The sequence below is a fragment of the Butyricicoccus sp. OF27-2pH9A genome (genome assembly GCF_027693185.1).
Classification (GTDB): Bacteria; Bacillota; Clostridia; order Oscillospirales; family Butyricicoccaceae; genus Agathobaculum; species Agathobaculum butyriciproducens.
In genome coordinates this window covers 316,939-336,132 of the sequence record NZ_JAQEXK010000001.1, presented here as the reverse complement: position 1 = coordinate 336,132, position 19,194 = coordinate 316,939, and the positions used below count along the sequence as shown (strand labels likewise).

The 19,194-nt window shown below is 55.0% G+C and carries 6 protein-coding genes; all 6 read left to right on the top strand.

Features of this window, described 5'->3' with window-relative positions; all coding sequences use genetic code 11:
• Nucleotides 1-52 precede the first annotated feature (52 nt).
• The 6 genes from dnaG to PG722_RS01520 all read left to right on the top strand — a co-directional run bounded on the left by dnaG (nucleotide 53) and on the right by PG722_RS01520 (nucleotide 19,032).
• Entirely contained in the window at nucleotides 53-1,819 is a 1,767-nt protein-coding gene (dnaG, locus tag PG722_RS01545) for a DNA primase (protein WP_118564257.1), read from the top strand.
• Complete coding sequence (gene rpoD, locus PG722_RS01540; protein WP_110436306.1) at nucleotides 1,816-3,054, top strand: RNA polymerase sigma factor RpoD; 1,239 nt, start codon at nucleotides 1,816-1,818, stop codon at nucleotides 3,052-3,054. Before dnaG ends, rpoD begins: the two co-directional genes overlap by 4 nt.
• Before the next feature lie 627 nt (nucleotides 3,055-3,681).
• Nucleotides 3,682-5,766: an elongation factor G gene (locus PG722_RS01535; protein ID WP_270579448.1), complete on the top strand. Its 2,085-nt coding sequence runs from the start codon at nucleotides 3,682-3,684 to the stop codon at nucleotides 5,764-5,766.
• A 525-nt stretch (nucleotides 5,767-6,291) separates the two neighbouring features.
• A complete protein-coding gene (locus PG722_RS01530) occupies nucleotides 6,292-8,226 on the top strand; it encodes a sensor histidine kinase (protein ID WP_270579447.1) in 1,935 nt (644 codons plus the stop codon).
• Complete coding sequence (locus PG722_RS01525) at nucleotides 8,216-8,890, top strand: response regulator transcription factor (protein ID WP_188885425.1); 675 nt, start codon at nucleotides 8,216-8,218, stop codon at nucleotides 8,888-8,890. Before PG722_RS01530 ends, PG722_RS01525 begins: the two co-directional genes overlap by 11 nt.
• 170 nt (nucleotides 8,891-9,060) lie before the next feature.
• Nucleotides 9,061-19,032 carry an InlB B-repeat-containing protein gene (locus PG722_RS01520; RefSeq protein WP_270579444.1) on the top strand — a complete coding sequence of 3,324 codons (9,972 nt, stop codon included), beginning with the start codon at nucleotides 9,061-9,063 and terminating at the stop codon, nucleotides 19,030-19,032.
• Nucleotides 19,033-19,194: the final 162 nt, after the last annotated feature.

Sequence of the window (19,194 nt, the reverse complement as noted above, 5' to 3'; positions counted from 1 at the left end):
TGGGTATCATATATTCGTTTTCGTTCGATAAATAGGGAAGGAGGGGCACGAAATGCCGTTTGACCGTATATTTCTGGACGAGCTGTCCGCGCGGAACGACATTGTAGAGATCGTTTCGCAATATGTGCAGCTGAAAAAGAGCGGCGCGAACTATTTCGGTCTGTGCCCCTTCCACAACGAGAAAACCGGTTCGTTTTCGGTCTCTCCGGACAAGCAGATCTTTCACTGCTTCGGCTGCGGCGCAGGCGGCGGTGTCATCACCTTTATTATGAAGGCGGAAGGTCTGACCTTCCCGGACGCGGTACGCTATCTCGCCGAGCGGGCGGGCATGCAGATACCCGAACAGGGTGAAGCCGAGCGCAAAGCGGCGCGCCACAGAGAGCGTCTGTACGCGCTCTGCAGGGACGCCGGACGCTATTATTATGACACACTCTGGCGGCCGGAAAACCGAACCGCACAGCAGTATTTTATCAACCGAGGTCTGTCCCGAAGGACGATGAACCGTTTCGGACTGGGTTATGCACCGGATTCCTTCCACGCGCTCATCGACGCGATGACGGCCAAAGGATACACGCGCGAGGAACTCATGGACGCCGGTCTGGTCAGCCGCAGCGAAAAGGGACATATTTACGACCGGTTCCGCAACCGTGTCATGTTCCCGATCATCGACGTGCGCGGCCATGTGATCGCATTCGGCGGCCGTGTGCTGGATGATTCCAAGCCGAAGTACCTGAACTCGCCGGAAACGCCGATCTTCCACAAGAGCCGCAATCTGTTTGCGCTCAACCTGTCAAAAAGCACGAAGAACGATTATTTTATCTTAGCCGAGGGCTATATGGATGTCATCGCGCTGCATCAGGCGGGATTTGATTCTGCGGTTGCATCGCTTGGCACCTCGCTGACCGAGGAGCAGGCGCGCATTATCGCGCGTCATACCGACCGCATTGTCATCTCGTATGACGCGGACGGAGCCGGTCAGGCGGCGGCACAGCGCGCGATCGACATCCTGAAAAAATGCGATCTGCAGGTCAAGGTGCTGCGTATTCCGGGGGCCAAGGACCCGGATGAATTCATCAAGGCACGCGGCGCGGATGCGTTCCGCAATCTGATTGAACGCAGTGAGGATCACAACGCGTTCCGCATTGAGCAGATTGCCGCGAAGTACGACCTTGAGGACGATGAAGCACGCGTGCTGTTCCTCAGAGATGCAGCGCGGATGCTCGCCGGCATCGAGAGCACCATCGAACGTGAGGTCTACGCCGGACGTGCCGCCAAGATGGCAGGCGTGACCGCCGAAGCCATGAACGTTGAGGTTCGGCGCGAACTCGGCATCCAGCGCAAGCGGCGAAAGGCTGCCGAACGGCGTGAGATACGCTCTCCGGTCGGACTGGCGCAGCCGAAGGACAGGTCGCTGGCGTATACCGACATGAAATCCGCAAAGGCTGAGGAGAACGTGCTTAGACTTCTGTTCTCAGACCAGAAATTGATTGCCGTTGCCGAAAAAGACTTGCAGTCGGCGTGGTTTTCTGCACCGGTGCTGCGTAAGATATACGAGCGCGTGCTCGAGTTGAACCGAAACAACCAGATGGTCGATGTGCTGTCCTTTGAGGGATGGCTGGAGCCTAACGAAATGAGCCTGCTGTCCGCGATACTCGAACCCAGCATTCCGGCCGGAGAGCATCGAGGGGAACTGCAGGAATACATAAACACCATACGAATGCAGCGCGTCAAGGATGGAACCATTACGCAGGCGGGAGAGGACCCGCTGCTTACATTCGGACGCATCAAAAAACAAAACGCGGGAGGACAAACGATATGACGAAAGCAAACGCAAATGCAGCCGCAAACGCACAGGAGCAGCAGGCAGCACAGCAGCAGATCCTGCGCGACCTGCTCGCGCTTGGCAAGAAGAACGGCCGACTGACCCTCAAGGAGATCTCGGATGCACTGAGCCATTTGGAGCTGTCGAGCGAGGACATCGACAAGGTGTACGAGACGCTCGAGACCATGGGCATCGAGGTCGAGACGAACGGTGTGCTGGAGAAGGTCATCGGTGACGATGACGACTCCTTTGAGCCGGAGGAAGTGGAAGAGGTTCCGGAGGAAGAACTGGTCGATACCTCTGCCATGGCTGAAACGTTCGCCATTGACGATCCGGTCCGTATGTATCTGAAGGAGATCGGCAAGGTCGATCTGCTGTCTCCTGAGGAGGAGGTAACGCTCGCAGAGCGCATGCAGAAGGGCAACGAGGCCGCAGAGCGCATCGCAAACGAAGGCGATGCCATTCCGGCGGAGGAGCGCGCACAGCTTGAGAAGGATATCAAGCTCGGTGACCGTGCCAAGAAGCGTCTGGCTGAGGCGAACCTGCGACTGGTTGTCTCCATTGCAAAGCGCTATGTCGGCCGCGGCATGCTGTTCCTTGATCTGATCCAGGAGGGCAACCTCGGTCTGATCAAGGCGGTTGAGAAGTTCGACAGCACCAAGGGCTTTAAGTTCTCTACCTACGCAACGTGGTGGATCCGTCAGGCGATCACCCGTGCGATTGCGGATCAGGCGCGTACGATCCGTATTCCGGTACACATGGTTGAAACCATCAACAAGGTCATCCGCGTATCCCGTCAGCTGCTGCAGGAGCTGGGCCACGATCCCAGTCCGGAGGAGATCGCTAAGGAGATGAACATGCCGGTTGACCGTGTGCGCGACATCCTGAAGATCGCGCAGGAGCCGGTATCGCTCGAGACGCCGATCGGCGAGGAGGAGGATTCTCACCTCGGCGACTTCATCCCGGACGACGACGCGCCGGAACCGGCAGAGGCGGCCTCCTTTATGCTGCTCAAGGAGCAGCTCGTCGAGGTGCTCAAAACTCTGACGCCGCGTGAGGAAAAGGTTCTGCGCCTGCGCTTCGGCATCGAGGACGGTCATACCCGCACCCTTGAGGAAGTCGGCAAGGAGTTCAACGTAACGCGTGAGCGTATCCGCCAGATCGAGGCAAAGGCGCTGCGTAAGCTGCGTCATCCGTCGCGCTCCAAGAAGCTGAAGGATTTTCTGAACTAAAGAAGCCCAAAGCCGCTTACCGACAGGTAAGCGGCTTTTTTATGGAAAACGGAGAATTGAGGATGGAGAATGAAACCATTATGTTAATTCTCCATTCTCAGTTACTGCGATATTCGAGATACCGCAAAAATGCTTGACCGCCGGAGATGCGTCTATCGTGTTGTAAAACTGCGGCAGAATATTGCCTGAGATCGGCGGAACGGCCAGCTGTGCAAAATGCCGTCACAGGCTTCCCTTTGTCAGATTGTGCGAAGGGTGTTTTTTTCTTCCTTTGTGAAGTAGCACTAAAATTATATCATTTTATTTGTAAGAAATAAACAAAAGCAAGTGATTTCGCTGAAAATCTTTCGGAAATGCAAAAAACAAAGGAAAATTCGGATTTTTTATCAGAATGTGTGCGAAACGTACACTAAGTGGCCGCCGCTGTTATTCGACGGAGTTGTGAAAAATGCTACATGAAAATTGCACAAAAAACAGCTTGCATACCTGGCTTATGTGGTGTATAATAACGAAGAAGGGAAACGATCCCACAAAGAGAGGATCGCTCCCGCGAAACAAAGCGCCCAGGAGTATAACGTGCCGGCAGGGCACGATAACAGGTTAGGGCAGGGGAGTGTAATATAAACTATGGCGAATTATCCGGTTAACAAGATCCGTAATGTATGTCTGATGGGTCACGGCGGCGACGGCAAGACCTCGCTGGTCGAGAGCCTGCTCAATATCGCCGGTGTAACCGACCGCGTTGGCAAGATCGCGGACGGCAACACGGTTTGTGACTTTGATCCCGAAGAGATCAAGCGCAGGTTTTCCATTTCCACGGCTGTAGCGCCGGTAGAGTGGAACGGCTGCAAGATCAATCTGCTCGATACCCCGGGTTTCTTTGATTTTGAAAGTGAAGTGCAGTGCGCACTGCGCGTTGCGGAGTCCGCGCTGATCGTCGCAACCGGCAAGTCCGGTCCGGGCGTCGGCACCGAAAAGGCTTGGGCTCACTGTGAGGAGCACGCAATGCCGCGTATGTTCTACATCTCCAAGATCGACGAGGAAAACTCGGATTACTATAACTCTCTGCACAAGCTGCAGAAGCAGTTCGGCGTATCGGTAGCGCCGATCGTTGTCCCGATTTTTGAAGGCAACCGCGATACCGTTGGTATTGTGGACTGCGTTATCCGCAAGGCGTACCGCATGGAAGGCAACAAGCGTGTCGAGATCCCGATCCCGGACAATATGAAGGACCGTGTCGACCAGCACCGTGCAGCACTGTGCGAGAACATCGCCGAGCTGTCTGAGGACCTGATGGAGCGTTACTTCGCAGGTGAGGAGTTCTCGGATGAAGAACTGATCGCCGGCATCCGTCAGGGTGTGAAGGATCTGGTTCTCGCGCCGGTATTCTGCGGCACTGCTGCAACCGGTATCGGCTCCTACGCACTGCTTAAGGGCATTGCGGACTACATGCCGTCTCCCGACGAAAAGCCGGTTGAGATCTGCGAGGACGAAAAGGGCGAGCTGATCGAGATCAACTGCACCCCGAACGGCTCTGCCTGTGCATTTGTATTTAAGACGGTCGCTGACCAGTACGGCCGCTTCTCCTACTTTAAGGTTATGTCCGGCGAGGTTAAGCAGGATATGACGCTGGTCAACAAGCGTGCCGATGCAAACGAGAAGATGGGTCACATCTTCACCGTATGCGGCAAAAAGACAACCGAGGTTCCGGTGATTGGCTGCGGTGACATCGGTGCCGTTTCCAAGCTGGTTACCACCAAGACCGGCGATACGCTTTCGATGAGCGTTCGCAAGGTTGAGCTTGAGTCGATCGAGATTGCGCCGCCGTGCTACACGCAGGCAATCGCGCCTAAGGTAAAGGGCGTTGAGGAGAAGATCTCCACCGGCCTTGCTCGTCTGCGTGACGAGGATCCGTCCTTCGATACCGAGTTTAACCCGGAAACTAAGCAGCATCTGATCTCCGGTGCCGGCGATATTCATCTGGACGTTCTGTGCTCCAAGCTGAAGGATAAGTTTGGCGTAGAGGTTACGCTGACCGATCCGATCGTTCCGTACCGCGAGAAGATCCGCAAGGCTGTTACGGTAGAAGGCAAGCATAAGAAGCAGTCCGGCGGTCATGGTCAGTACGGCCACGTTAAGATGGAATTTGCACCGTATGCCGAGGGTGATTATCTGTTCCAGGAGAAGATTTTCGGCGGTTCCGTGCCGAAGAACTTCCATCCGGCAGTTGACAAGGGCATCCGCGAGGCGATGGAGCATGGCGTTCTGGCCGGCTACCCGATGGTTGGCCTGCGTGCAACCCTGCTCGATGGCTCCTACCACGATGTAGACTCCAACGAGCTGTCCTTCAAGATGGCAGCACGTCTGGCATACAAGGCCGGTATCCCGGAGGCAAATCCGGTACTGCTCGAGCCGGTATGCTCGCTCAAGGTCGTTATCCCGGATTCCTACATGGGCGATGTTATCGGCGATCTGAACAAGCGCCGCGGCCGCATCATGGGCATGAATCCGCTCGACGGCGGCAAGCAGGAAATCGTAGCCGAGTGCCCGATGGCAGAGCTTGGCGATTACGCGATCAAGCTGCGCTCCATGACGCAGGGCAGAGGCTCGTTTGTTTCCCAGTTCGAGCGCTACGATGAGGCACCGGTTCCGGTACAGGAAAAGGTTATCGCAGCGAATAAGGCTCGTCTGGAGGCGCTGAACAAGGAATAACATTCCCTGCATTTTGTGAAATTGAAACCGGCTGCGTGAGCGGCCGGTTTTTCTTTGCTTAACCGGTTAGGAATGGGTGTTTGACGCTTGCGAAGCGAACGAAACTTGCTTACCCGGCAGGGGCACAAGAGGGCATGGCGAAAATCAGAGAGCGGCGACCGCTGCGAAAAAGGGGAACGGCAGAGGATTTTTTCTATCGTAGGGGAGCACAGTGTGCTCCCATTTCTTTACCTCTACGCAGTGCCAGATACTTTGCTGTTACACAGGCGGTTTCATCTCCGCAGGCGCGGCACAAGGTGAATTGCCCGAAGGGCAAGAGAAGGTTTCAAGGGGGCTAACAGTGTTGCACAACTCGATTGCGTGTTGTTATGGATGGCATCTGCGAATATACCTGTATGAATACGCTTTATCTGATATTCTCTACCCTCTCTCCTCTCTAAAAAACGCCTGCTTCCTCACTCCTAACTCCTATCTTGCAGAAACTGAAGATTTCTCCTATAATGAGATTTGAAGGGGGAGCTGCCCATGAAGAACAAACGAATGCGCTATATATCGATAACGGCGGCTATCCTGCTGGTTTTTGTGCTGCTGATGCTGCTGTTTTCCAACCGATCGGGCGATTTCAGCGCAATGGAAGCGCAGAACGGCGTACTGGATGCAACATCAGCGGACTTTTCGTCGGCGGTATATGAGATAGACGGTGAATGGGCGTTCTATCCTGAGGTACTCGGCAGCGGCGCAGAGCTGAACACTGCCCAACCGGGAGAACGCAATGAATCCATTCCATACGGCTCATACCGGCTGAAAATACACGCGCAGCCGAAACAATACCTGACACTCGGCGGCTACTCATTCGATTACAGCACGCGTGTGCTGGTAAACGGCAGTGAAGTGCTCGAAATCGGTAAGGTGGGGGCGTCTGCGGCGGAGTCTGAGCCGCGCATCGACTATATGCTCATACCGATTTACACCGGCGAGGATGGCACGGTCGAGGTGGTCTGCCAGTACGCGAATTTCGTGCACCGCGAAGGCGGCGGTCTGACGCAGATGCACCTGTCCACCGCGGAGAACATCGACCGCATGCGCCGAAGCCGGAATCTGTATTCACTGGTGCTTGGCGGTTCGCTGTGCCTGTTCGGCATGTATTTTCTGCTGTTTGCGGTCTTTCAGGGCGAGAGCAAGTATGTTTTCCTCGCGGTCATCTGTGTGCTGCTCGGTCTGCGCGACCAGAATTTCTATGTGCTGCATCTGCTGCCTGCAAACTACAACTGGGCAGTCGCATATCGGTTTCTGGTGCTGATGATTACGCTGCAGCCGTGTTTTCTGCTGCTTTTGCTGCAAAGCCTGTACGAAAAACTGGCGAAGCCAATCGTTGTGCGGTGCTATACGGCGCTGTATGCTGTGCTGGCGGCGGCGCATTTTATCCTGCCGACGCAGGATATCGCACCGCTGAGTAAAATCGGGTACTATCTCTCGATACCGTTTTTCCTGTATCTGGTTGTACAGCTGATTCGGCGGTTCTGGCGTATCCGGCGGTTTGAATGGGACGATGTGCTTGTTCTGCTCGGCTATCTGCTGCTGTTCGGCTCGAACGTGTACGAGGCGGTATTTGGCCGCATCGTGACGACCATCACGCGCCACGGAGCAGCGCCGCCGTATCTGCTGGTGTTCGTGTTCCTGATTGCGGGAGCCATCAGCCTGAAGATCAACCGCCGGGAACAGGAGCTGTCCGAGAGCCGCCGTCAGCGCGAGGTGCTGACCCAGCTCAACCGGCTGAAAAGCGAATTTCTGCACCAGATGGCGCACGAACTGAAAACGCCGCTCACGGTTATGAGCGGCTACGCGCAGCTGACCGACTGGCAGCTTGGCACCGGAGCGGTCGGCGCGAGCGCGCATGAACACATGCAGACCATTTCGTCCGAAGCGCAGCGGCTTTCTGCGCTCGTATCGCGGCTGATCGATCTCGCCAACGGCGGTTCACCCGATATTGAGATGGGCGTCATTGACGCGGCGCAGCTGCTGTCCGGTGCGGCGGATGTATGCCGTCCCATGCTGGAAAAAAAGCACAACCGGTTGGAAAGCGACAGCGGAGACGGTATTGTGCTCTGGGGCAATCCGGAAATGCTGCTGCAGGTGCTCATCAACCTGACGGTCAATGCCAATCGCCACACAGAGAACGGCGTGATCGCCTACCGCATTACGGACGAGGGCGAGCGGGTGTGCCTGCGCGTGAGCGACACCGGCAGCGGCATTGCGCCCGACCTGCTGCCGCATATTTTTGAGAAGGGCTGCAGCGGCGATGGCGGCAGCGGTATCGGTCTGACGATCTGCGCGGACGCGATGAAGATTCACCACGGCTCGCTCGAGGTGGAGCATACCGATGCAGACGGCACGGTGTTCCGGCTCGAACTGCCGAAAAAGCCGCTCAAAACACAAGGAGAGAACGATTGTGGAAGATAAACTGATTTTGCTGGTCGAGGACAATCCGCACATCATGGCGATCAACGACGCGGCATTGCACATGCGCGGTTACCGCACCCTGCAGGCAGAAACCGCGCACAAGTGCCGGGAGCTGCTGTGCTTTCACGCGGTGGACTTGATCGTGCTGGATATTCTTCTGCCGGACGGCGACGGCGTGGCGCTGTGCCGCGAGATCAAGCAGGAATATGACGTGCCGATCCTGTTCCTGACCGCTATGGGCGAAAACGAGGATATCGTCAAGGGACTGACCGCAGGCGGAGACGATTATCTGACAAAGCCGTATGATCTGGAGGTGTTCATGGCCCGCGTGGAAGCGCGTCTGCGTGCGGCGCACCCGAAGGAACGCGCAGTACGGCTTGGCCCGCTGCGGATGAATCTGCTGAGCGGACGCGCGTACATCGGAGAGACCGACCTGAATCTGACGCAGAAGGAGTTTGCGGCGCTGCTGTATCTGGCGCGGCACCCGAACCGCAGCGTCAGCGCGCAGGAGCTGTACGAGGCGGTCTGGCAGCAGCCGATGGGAGACGACCCGCATGCCGTGCGCATGACGATCTCGCGGCTTAAGCAGAAGCTCGGCGGAGAGGATGCGAGGGTCACGGTCAATTCGTACCGCAGCAGTGGCTATCGGCTCGAGGAGCAATAATTGAACAGCGGACGGCGAAGGTAACAAATTTGATACCTTCGCCGTCCGCTGTCTTTTTGCCTTTATACTGAAAGTAGGGTGAAATACCTGTATCCTCGGACGGTGCTCCGCAGTAAAGCAAGGGGAAAGCCGTGGAAACCGTTTATTTCATAAGGCAAGGAGGAAGAAAAATGAAAAAACGAATTTGCAGTTTGCTGCTGATATGCAGTATGCTGGCAGGTCTGCTGCCGCAGATCGTGCTGTCGCAGGCGGCGGCAGCGGATACTGCAGCAGCAAAAGACGGCTTTGGTCTGCCCACGGAAGAAAAAACGGGCATAACAGACAAAGCCACACTTCGTAATAACCCATACGGCACGCTGGGATGGGTTCCGCTGTTCCAGAACCACGAGCTGGTTGTAGCCGGTGTGGACTCGGATGAGTTCCAGACGACATACGAGGGTGCAGTCAACGGCAAGGGTGGACAGATGTCCACATTCCGGTGGAGCAACTCGACCGATGTCGGCAATGCCGAGCGTATTGCGACTGTGGCGTTTGATCCGAACGGCACAGGCAAGGACGAGTACATTGCGAATCTGGTATTTGATAAAAGTTCGGCACGGCTTCGCCTGTATGTGACGAACAAGGACCGCAGAGTATCGGACGTTGTCCAGATTGGTGATGGAAACGACAGTGAATACATCAAGAAACTGAAATTCTACCAGACCCGCGCTATGCTGTGTCTGACCGCGGGCGACTTTGACGGCGACGGCAAGGACACCCTGATGGTCTACACGCCGGGCAACAACGAGGATACGGCTACTGTAGACAGCATTAAGGAGTATACGTTCAGCGGCGACACACTGACTGACAAGGGTCGCGTAATTAACCTCGGTGACGTCATCGACGGCGGCCGAGACGCGCTGAAGGCCATGCTGTACCACGACGGCAACGGCGATAACGAGCTGCGTGCGCATCTGAGCGTTGATATGGAAGTCGGCGACGTGGATATGGACGGTATCGACGAGCTGGCAATGACGGTCAACGTCAACGATCTGAAAAAGAGCGAATACGAGCTGGATGGTAAAACATATACCAACTTTGAAAAGTCTTATCTGACGGTCTACGACTATAACAACAGCAATAAATGGTCGCAGATGACGAAGCAAACACTGCTGAACAGCAATGGCGATGCAAAAGGCCGTGCCCGTTTTGCAGGCGTAACCATCGGTTATGTCAGCGATAAGCCGATCGGCAGTATGCCGCCGGAAGTTGTTGCGGTAGGCTACTACGATCAGAATGATAATTATCGGGACTGCGACTTTAATAAGAGCAAGCTGCTGGCATACAGCTATCAGTACAGCACGAAGGATAATTCGTGGACACCGAAATTCAAGGCAACCGAAGTTGTCACCAACGGCTTTACCAATACCGGCACCAAGGGTGACGATGTGCAGAATCCGATCGCAGTAGCGGCTGTTGCAGCGGACGGCGTGAACACCCAGGAATATCTGTTCATTTCCGGCAGTATGTATAAAGTCGGCACGGCGAACGGCAGTCAGCTGTCTATCCTGGAAGGCTCGGATAAGGGCCATGACCGCTGGCTGGGCGGCCGACTCATTAACAACAGCGGTATTCTGGACTATGCCGTCGGCAATTTTGACGGCAACAAGCAGGGCATGGAACAGGTATACTACGTTGAGTACCGCAAGCAGGAGACCTTCGACAAGCAGTTTTTGAAGATTGGTCAGCTTTACAAAGGCTCGACTGGCAGCACGTTCACGCGCTGGGAGGATGACTGGACATACTATGACAAGAGCAACTGCAATCTGGCGCTTACAACGGCAGATGTGAACAACGATGCCATGCTCGCGAAGATCCAAAGCGTCAGCACCGGCTATACCGACCCGAAGGTAATGGCGATTCTGGAGGCGTCGCCGCATTTTGCGGAGGTGAATGACGGCGATATCGGAAACTCGCAGACCGGAATCGGATACAGTAAGGATAATACTGTAGCAGTAACGGCATCCGGTTCGTTTGGTTTTGATATCATGGCGGGCTTTGAATATGTTGCACCGCTGATTGAGACCGGCGGCGGTGTTGAATTTAATACCAGTCATACTTTTACTGTTGGTGCAACAAAATCTACAAGCAAGGAAATAACGGTCGAGTATTCTAATGATACGAACGACAATATGGTGCTCATGTATGCAACACCGATGACATATTACGAGTATCAGGTGAAGTATCCGGATGACACAAAGAAGGGCAATTCGCCGAAGCTGACCAGTTCTATGACGCTGGCGGTTCCGGGTAATCCTTCGATGAACATGGTTTCGGTAGATACTTATAATAAGGCTGCTTCGGCGTACGAGGGTATGCAGCAGATTGGCAGCAACCTGCATCTGGGCACGTCTGGTCAGCCGAATACGTATCGTTCCAGTCTGCCGAGCGGTAAACATTCGGAGCAATCCGGTAAAGTTGGTCATTACAAAGATTCGGGTACACAGCTGCAGAGTTTTACGGCTGCAACCAGCAGCGGCGTAAACTTTGAGTACTCCTATGAGGGTTCGGTGCAGATGTATGGTGTAGTTGGCGGCTTCAAGGCTGGCGGCGGCTATCACTGGGGAGCAAGCGCCGGAACCGAAAAGGTAAACACTGAGACGATTACCAAGCTGGGCGCTGTTACCGGCGGCGGTGATTCGCGCTATAACTTTGACTGGAGCTTCGGCACATGGACGGTACCGTTCAACGGCGATGAAGTACCGGTACTGGGCTATGTTGTCAGCAATGTGACGGCACCGCCGTCTCCGGCGCAGGATCTGTCGCTGAGTGAGCAGACCACCAACAGCATGGTGCTGTCGTGGGAATCCGGCGACCGTCCGGCAGAGTATTACAAGATTTACCGCTATCTTGAAGATAATAAGGAAGAACCGTTCGTATTGATCGATACTGTGGATGCGGCTGAATCTTCGAGTGGTCAGTATGAGTACACGCTGAAGGATCTTGCACCTAATACGAAGTATCAGTATGCGATTACCTCGGGATATTACACCAGTCAGGAAGAATCGGTTGAAAGCGAGATTATTGCCGGTACAACTCTGGCAAATGATAAGAGCCGTCCGAACATCAACGGACCGCATAACGCAACCGTTCAGATGAACGGCTCGGCAACCTTCGAGGTACTGGCTTCTGTACCTGCTGAGTACAGCAGCACGAGATATCAGTGGCAGCAGCGTCTGCCGGGCAAAAAGTGGGGCAATATTGCAGGGGCAACTAGGGACAGCTATACTGTAAAGTCGGTAACGAGTGACCTGAACGGTGCGATGTACCGCTGCGTGGTAACATGTTATGACGGTGCAAGAACGCCGATTTCGTTCTACAGTGATGCGGCAACGCTGACGGTTGGTACACCGCAGGCAACCGCCGATTTGACGGTATCCGGTACGGTACCCGATACCTTGAAGGGCAGCGGCACTCAGGATACCCCGTATATCGGTCAGAGCAATTTCAACACGGTTAAAACCACGACAGAATCCGTACAGACAACCGTTCCGTGCACCGTGAAAGTCGGCAACTTGACGCTGAATGTTTACAAGGTAAACGGTCAAGCGGAAAAATATGTCGGCATCGGTGAAAAGAAGGAAGATGACGGTTTGGTATCGACCGTATACTACGCCGTAACAAAGAATGGCGAGACGTATACCGCAGGTGAGAAACTCACCATGAATACCACCTATCAGTGGAAGAAAGGTGATGCAGACGCAGCAGTGCCGAGCACAATTACGCCGGAAACCGTGGTGATAGACAAAAACGAAAACGAAAACGCAAAAGCAAAAGCGTTTACGCTGGACAGTACAACGTATGTACCGACAGCCGCGGAATACGACGAAAGCAAGTACCGGAACGGCGAGCAGTACCTGATTCACGGTATGGATACCGTGACGGAGAGCTATATCCTCAGCACGATGGATAAGACGACCAAGGATGAAAACAGTAGTGCCGCAGAGGACACCTATACCGTCAAGTATTATCAGCTTCTGACGAAGGCAAATAACAGCTATGAACTGATCGAGCTGACCTGCACACAGCAGACGAAGCTGGGCGAATATACGAATCCTTCGTTCACACTGGTAACAGAGGAAACTACGTTTTACAATAATGTTACGACCTCTACGCCGGGTTCCGGTACGGCACTGACCCTGACAACGAAAACGGCGGAAAAGAACGGCTCAGCACTCGGTAATGTGGAGTACACGCTGACGATTACGAACACGTCGGACGGCACGGTCAGCACGATTGTCGGCAGAACAAACAGCAATGGCACAGACAGCAAAACGTGGACCGCACCGACAGCCGGTCTGTATGCCATCACAACCACCGCAACCGGCGGCTTGACAAGTGAGACGGTATATTATCTGGCAGGCGTGCAGAGCGTAAAGGACGACGATACCAGCACAACGGAGACCGTTTACACGCTTAAAAGCACTGTTGGCAACGAAAACAAGATTACGAGCGTATACGGTACGCCGATTGATCTGACCGTGCAGCAGCAGACTGTAACGAAAAACGGAAACAATGTTACCGCAGGCAGCAAAACAGAGGTTCAGGGAAATATCACCTACACATGGCGTCAGTCCGGTCAGAGTGAGAGTCCGGAAACGGCTATCACCGGCAGCACTTTCCGACCGGAGAAGGCGGGAACCTATATCATTACGGCATATCAGGATGATAGTGATACTTCCAAGCGCACCAAGCTGGCGTCCACGACCATTACAGTAAAGCGCAAGCCGCTGGAGCTGTATGTTACCTGGGATAAGGATAACGACACTCACACTTCGACCGAGGCACCGGACAGCAAGAGCGCATTTGAGGTTAAGTCGGATGCTCTGGAGTCGGGTGACACCCTGCCGTCGGCAATTACAGCCGCATGTGCGCTGTATGATGACAAGGGCAATCGAAAGAACGTCAGCGGCCGCTTTGAGGTAACGATTGCGGTCAACGGTGAGGACCCGGCTGTGAAGTCGCTGCTCGAGAAGTACGAGCTGAATCTGACCAAGCGCATGCTGGTTGTCAAGCAAGATACCCTGAGCGTAACCTATCACGCCGGTGAAGGCGGCTCACTCAGTGCAAGCTACAAAAGCGGCGACCTCGACCAGAAGTTTGAAAGCGGTAAGAACATCGCTAAGAACACCAAGCTGATGTTTGATGCCAAGAGCAACGACGGTTTCCTTGTAAAGGAATGGAAGGTCAACGGTCAGTCCATTACCGGTAATACAAAGTACAAGGTGACGGATATTCTGTCGAACGGCAAAAAGGTCGGCGAACGACTGACGGTAGCGGCGCTGACGGAAAAGCTGGACGTAGAAGTAGCCTTCAGCAGTGATTCGCACACGATTATCTTCAGCAGCGGCCAAGGCGGTGAGCTGACCGCAGCACTAAAGGACGGCGGTGCAGTCACGACCGGACAGAAGATTGCGGAAGGCGCAAATGTGACGTTCACGGCTGCGCCGATCACCGGTATGTCGGTAGCACGCTGGATGGTGGACGACAAGCCGTATTGCTGGCCGGGTACGACCGATTTGTACCGTGAGTCCACGCTGACACTGGAAAATGTGCAGAAGGATCGCAATGTAAAGGTAGAATTCAGCAGCGCAGGCAAGCATAAGCTCACCTTCAACATCGAGTCGGAAACCGGCAACACTTTTTTGCCGTCCGTGCAGACCTCGGCGAAGCTGGCAGACGGCACAGCGGCAGATCTGAATGCGGTTCCGGACGGTGCGGCAGTAACGTTTGCACTGGAAAATCTGGGAAGCAACTACACGGTCAAGACGTGGAAGGTGGATGGTAAGGAAGCCGCAAATTCGGGTACGCAGAAGCAGTTTACACTGCGCAATATCACTGCAGCGCATACGGTTACGGCTGTGATCAATGCGGCGCAGGAGGTAACGCTGACCTTCAAGGCAGTGGATGCAAAGGGTGACCCGATAAACGCAGACGCAGGCATCGCTTCCGTTACCGCAAAGATCCAAAACGGCAATGCGATTACCAGCGGCAGTACGGTCGGCAATTATTCGACGATTGAGTTTGCTGCTGCGGTAAACGAGAATTACTACGTTTCTAAATGGACTGGTGCGGAAGCGGATGCAAAGGATTCGGCAAAGGCCTCCATCGCAAGTCTGGAAACGCCCACTGAGGTTATCGCGCATATCGCGGAGAAGCCGCAGGTGACGGTGGCTGCTGCTGAGAACGGCGCGGTTACAGTCAAGGGCACGCGCGTGAACGAGGTATCCATCACAAAGGACAGTACCAACACGCACGTCGATTATGACAGCGCGATTACCATCACGGCGAAGCCGGAGGAAGGCTGCTACGTTAAGCGCCTTACCGTTGGCGGCAAGACGTTTGATTATGATTCTCAGAATACCTATCAGTCGGGTACTCGCACGGAGACCGTAAAGAATATCACGGCGGATACCGCAGTGACGGCTGTGTTCGGCAAGGAACCGGTTATCGTGTTCTCCGGCACATATGCGGATATTACCGCGCAGAACGGTTCACTGAACAGCGGCAGCTTTGTATTCATGCACACGCCGATGCTGGAATTCCTCGCGGCGCCGCATTTCGGCTACGAACTGACCGCATGGACGGTGAACGGCAATGCAATCACGAGCGGGATTGAGCAGAAGCCGGAGGAGAAGCAGCTTTACAAGCTGACCGGTCCAATTACTGCAGATCAGACCGTCGTTGTTACGGCAGCCGAGATCCCGCAGTACGACTTCACCCTGTCCGTTGATTCGCTCGGTGACGAGGGATACGGCGGCACGGTTTCCGCAGAAATCACTCGCAAGGGTATGCTCGCATACGAGCGGAAGAACCTCGAAGCAGGCACGCACCACAGCTTCTACCGCGACTCGAATATCACGATCACGGCGGTGCCGAACGTAGGCTACCGCGTACAGGACTGGACCATCAACGGTACGACCACGGCGGATACCGCAACGAGCAAGACGCTGTACAATCTGCAGGATGAAACGACGGTTCAGGTCCGCTTTGTCAAGCTGGTGACCGGCATCACCTTCGGTCCGACGGACGAGAACAGCGAAGGCGGCTATATCAGCGCGGCAGAGGCGAATGAAACGTCTATCCTCGGTGATGCGGCTACCGGCGCGAATATTGCGGCAGGTGTGCCGATCAAGTTCACGGCAGAGGTAAAGCCTGGTTACGAAATCGAAGGCTGGTACGTCAATAATGTGCGTGATGACAGCGCGAGCACAGGCAAAACTTATACCTATCCGAATAAGACCAGTGTAAACTCGATTTACATTGCACCGAAGTTCCGGCAGGTTGAGTATGACATCACCACAGGCGATAACGTCACCGTAAACGGACAGAACCGCACAACCGCACGCGGCGGCGAGCAGCTCACCTTTACCGCAAATCCACCGGCAGGTCAGACCGTGACCGGCTGGACGGTAAACGGCGAGGCTGTACAGGGCAGCGGCAATACGCTGACTTGGACGGTTGAGAACGGCTGTCTCACGAAGCCGAACGTAACGGCATATCATGTTGAAGCACAGTTCAGCGCAGGCGAGTACAAAGTAACGTACAGCCAGCCGGCAAACGGCAAACTGACGGCTTCCGTTGAGAGCGACACACAGGTCAACGGCGGCACTAAGGTTGCCTTCACTGCAGAACCCGATGAGGGTTACGAGATTGACGAGTGGACGGTAAACGGTCATTCGGTTGCCAACAGCAGCAGCACCTACACCTTGAACGTAACCGAAAACAGCACGGTTGCAGTCACCTTCAAGGCAATGGTTCCGGTCAGCGCCGTGCCGAACGGCAGAAACGGCAATATCGCCATCACTGCAAACGGCAAGACGATCACGGACGGCTATGTTTCCTCCGGTTCGGACGTAACCTTCACCGTAACGCCGGAGAATACAGACGATATGGTGCAGGCATGGCAGGTGAACGGCTCGACAGTCGCTGAGATGACCGATACGGCAGATGCACCGCTCACTTATACGGTCAAGAATGTAACCGCAAAGACTGAGGTTTCCGCAACGCTGATTGAGCGCCCGACATACACCATTACGGTAACGAGTGAGGGCAGCGGCACGGCGTCGGCAGAACCGGCAAGCGTCAAGCGCGGCGGCAGCACGACCGTTACGGCAGTGCCGAGCAGCAATAGCTACTATCTCAAGGAATGGTCGGTTAACGGTGGTACTGCACAGGCTGCCTCCGGCAATACGCTGGCACTGACGGAAATTCGCAGAAATACCACAGTCAAGGCCGTATTTGACGGCGCGATCAACTACGATGTAACCTTGGATGTTCAGGGTGCAGATATCGGTACAACGGTTGCTGCAGCGGCAAACGGCAAGGCCATTACGCCGCAGAAGAACAGTCCGGCAAGTGTTACCCGCGGCAGCAGGGTCGTATTCACGGCAACGCCTGCCGTAGAAAACGGACGAAACAAGCAGATGGTCGCACAGTGGACGGTAAACGGTGTAGATCAGAATAACATCTCTAACGAGCTGGTGATCCCGAGCCTGACCGGCAAGACCGATGTAGCCGTCAAGTTTGTGGACTACGCAGGCTTCGCTATCCCGACCGGCGGCATCGGCTGGAAGGTCTCCGATGTGAAGCGCGTGCCGAATGATACGCAGCCGACGAGCGAAATCCGCAAGAACGGCGATCTGACATTCACAGTCGGTCTGGCAAGCGACTACACGGTAATCAGCAAGCTGGTCATCAACGGCTACGACTGCATCAACGGCAAACTTGTCGAACATGCAACGCTGCACGGCTGTGACGCAGTGGAAGCCAGGAAGAACGCAAACGGCAGTTACACCGTCACGATCAAGAACGTAACGGCAGTGCCGGATATGAGCGTAGAAGCGCATCAGGTAATCATCGGCAGTCTGACCGTTCCGGAGAAATTCAAAAATATTCCGGAACTGGATACGGTCGAAAAGATTCAGGCAAAGCTGACAGCGGAACTGACCGGCAGGAAGGATGGCGTGGCGTTCTACGACATCGCGCTTAAATACTATGACAGCGGCAAGTGGATTCCGGTAAACGAAAACAACTTCCCGGCGGACGGTGTAGACGTTGTTCTGCCGTATCCGAACGGTACGGACAGCAAGGATACCTTCCAGATCGTCCATATGCTGACCAAGACCGGCTCCGAGGGCACGATCGAGAAGGTTGACCATACTAAGGAGATCGATGGCCTGCGGTTCCATGTAACCAGACTGTCTCCATTCGGCGTAAGCTGGACGAAGTATACCGCGCCGACGACGGGCGGCGGCGGTGGTGGCGGCGGCGGAGCCGTTGCCCCGACCACCTACGATGTTGTGATCCCGTCCGCACTGGCGAATATCGTCAAGGCGGATAAGACCAAGGCGGCCGCAGGTGACACTGTAACGCTGACTGCGTCCGAAGAAGGTACGCTGACTGTCACGGACGCAAACGGCAAGTCCGTTGCGCTGACCGACCTCGGCAGCGGCAAATACACCTTTAAGATGCCGTCGGCTAAGGTCAGCGTGGGCTTCAAGACCACCGCAGACCAGCCGTGCGATGGCGGCAGGGATTGTCCGTCCGCACCGTTTACGGATGTAGATACTGCAAAGTGGTATCATCTGTCCGTTGATTATGTGCTCGCGCATAAAATGATGAACGGCGTATCGAGCCGTGCATTTGCACCGAATGCCAACCTGACGCGCGGTATGCTCGTGCAGATCCTGTATAACCTGGAAGGCAAGCCGAAGGGCACAGCAGCGAACTTCTCGGATGTGCAGGCTGACGCATGGTATGCCGAGGCAGTCGGCTGGGCAGCGTCCAATAAGGTCGTAACCGGCTATGCAGACGGTACCTTCCGACCGAATGCCGCCGTCACCCGCGAGCAGGCGGCAGCGATCCTGTATCGCTACGCCCAGAGCAAGGGTATCGACGTAAGCGTGGGTGAGAATACCAATATTCTCAGCTATGTGGATGTTCAGCAGGCCAGTGAGTACGCGATTCCGGCTCTGCAGTGGGCAGTCGGCGCAGGCGTGCTGAACGGTAAGAATGGCGGCCGTCTGGCACCGACCGGCACCGCCACCCGTGCCGAGATCGCAGCGATCATGCAGCGCTGGTGCGAAAATATCATCAAGTAACGGCAGACAAAACAGCAGGACAGAGAAAAGGGCTGACCCGTCGGGTCAGCCCTTTTTCTATGCGGTTGAATCATGGAGAATGGAAAATTGACGTGACGGTTTACCATTGCGTGGGAGCACACTGTGCTCCTCTACGGGGTAGATGGTACCAATCGGTAAATT

What these genes read in the sequence shown, in the direction of transcription:
- dnaG (WP_118564257.1), top strand. Translation starts at nt 53, where the DNA reads ATGCCGTTTGACCGTATATTTCTGGACGAGCTGTCCGCGCGGAACGAC.
- rpoD (WP_110436306.1), top strand. Translation starts at nt 1,816, where the DNA reads ATGACGAAAGCAAACGCAAATGCAGCCGCAAACGCACAGGAGCAGCAG.
- PG722_RS01535 (WP_270579448.1), top strand. Translation starts at nt 3,682, where the DNA reads ATGGCGAATTATCCGGTTAACAAGATCCGTAATGTATGTCTGATGGGT.
- PG722_RS01530 (WP_270579447.1), top strand. Translation starts at nt 6,292, where the DNA reads ATGAAGAACAAACGAATGCGCTATATATCGATAACGGCGGCTATCCTG.
- PG722_RS01520 (WP_270579444.1), top strand. Translation starts at nt 9,061, where the DNA reads ATGAAAAAACGAATTTGCAGTTTGCTGCTGATATGCAGTATGCTGGCA.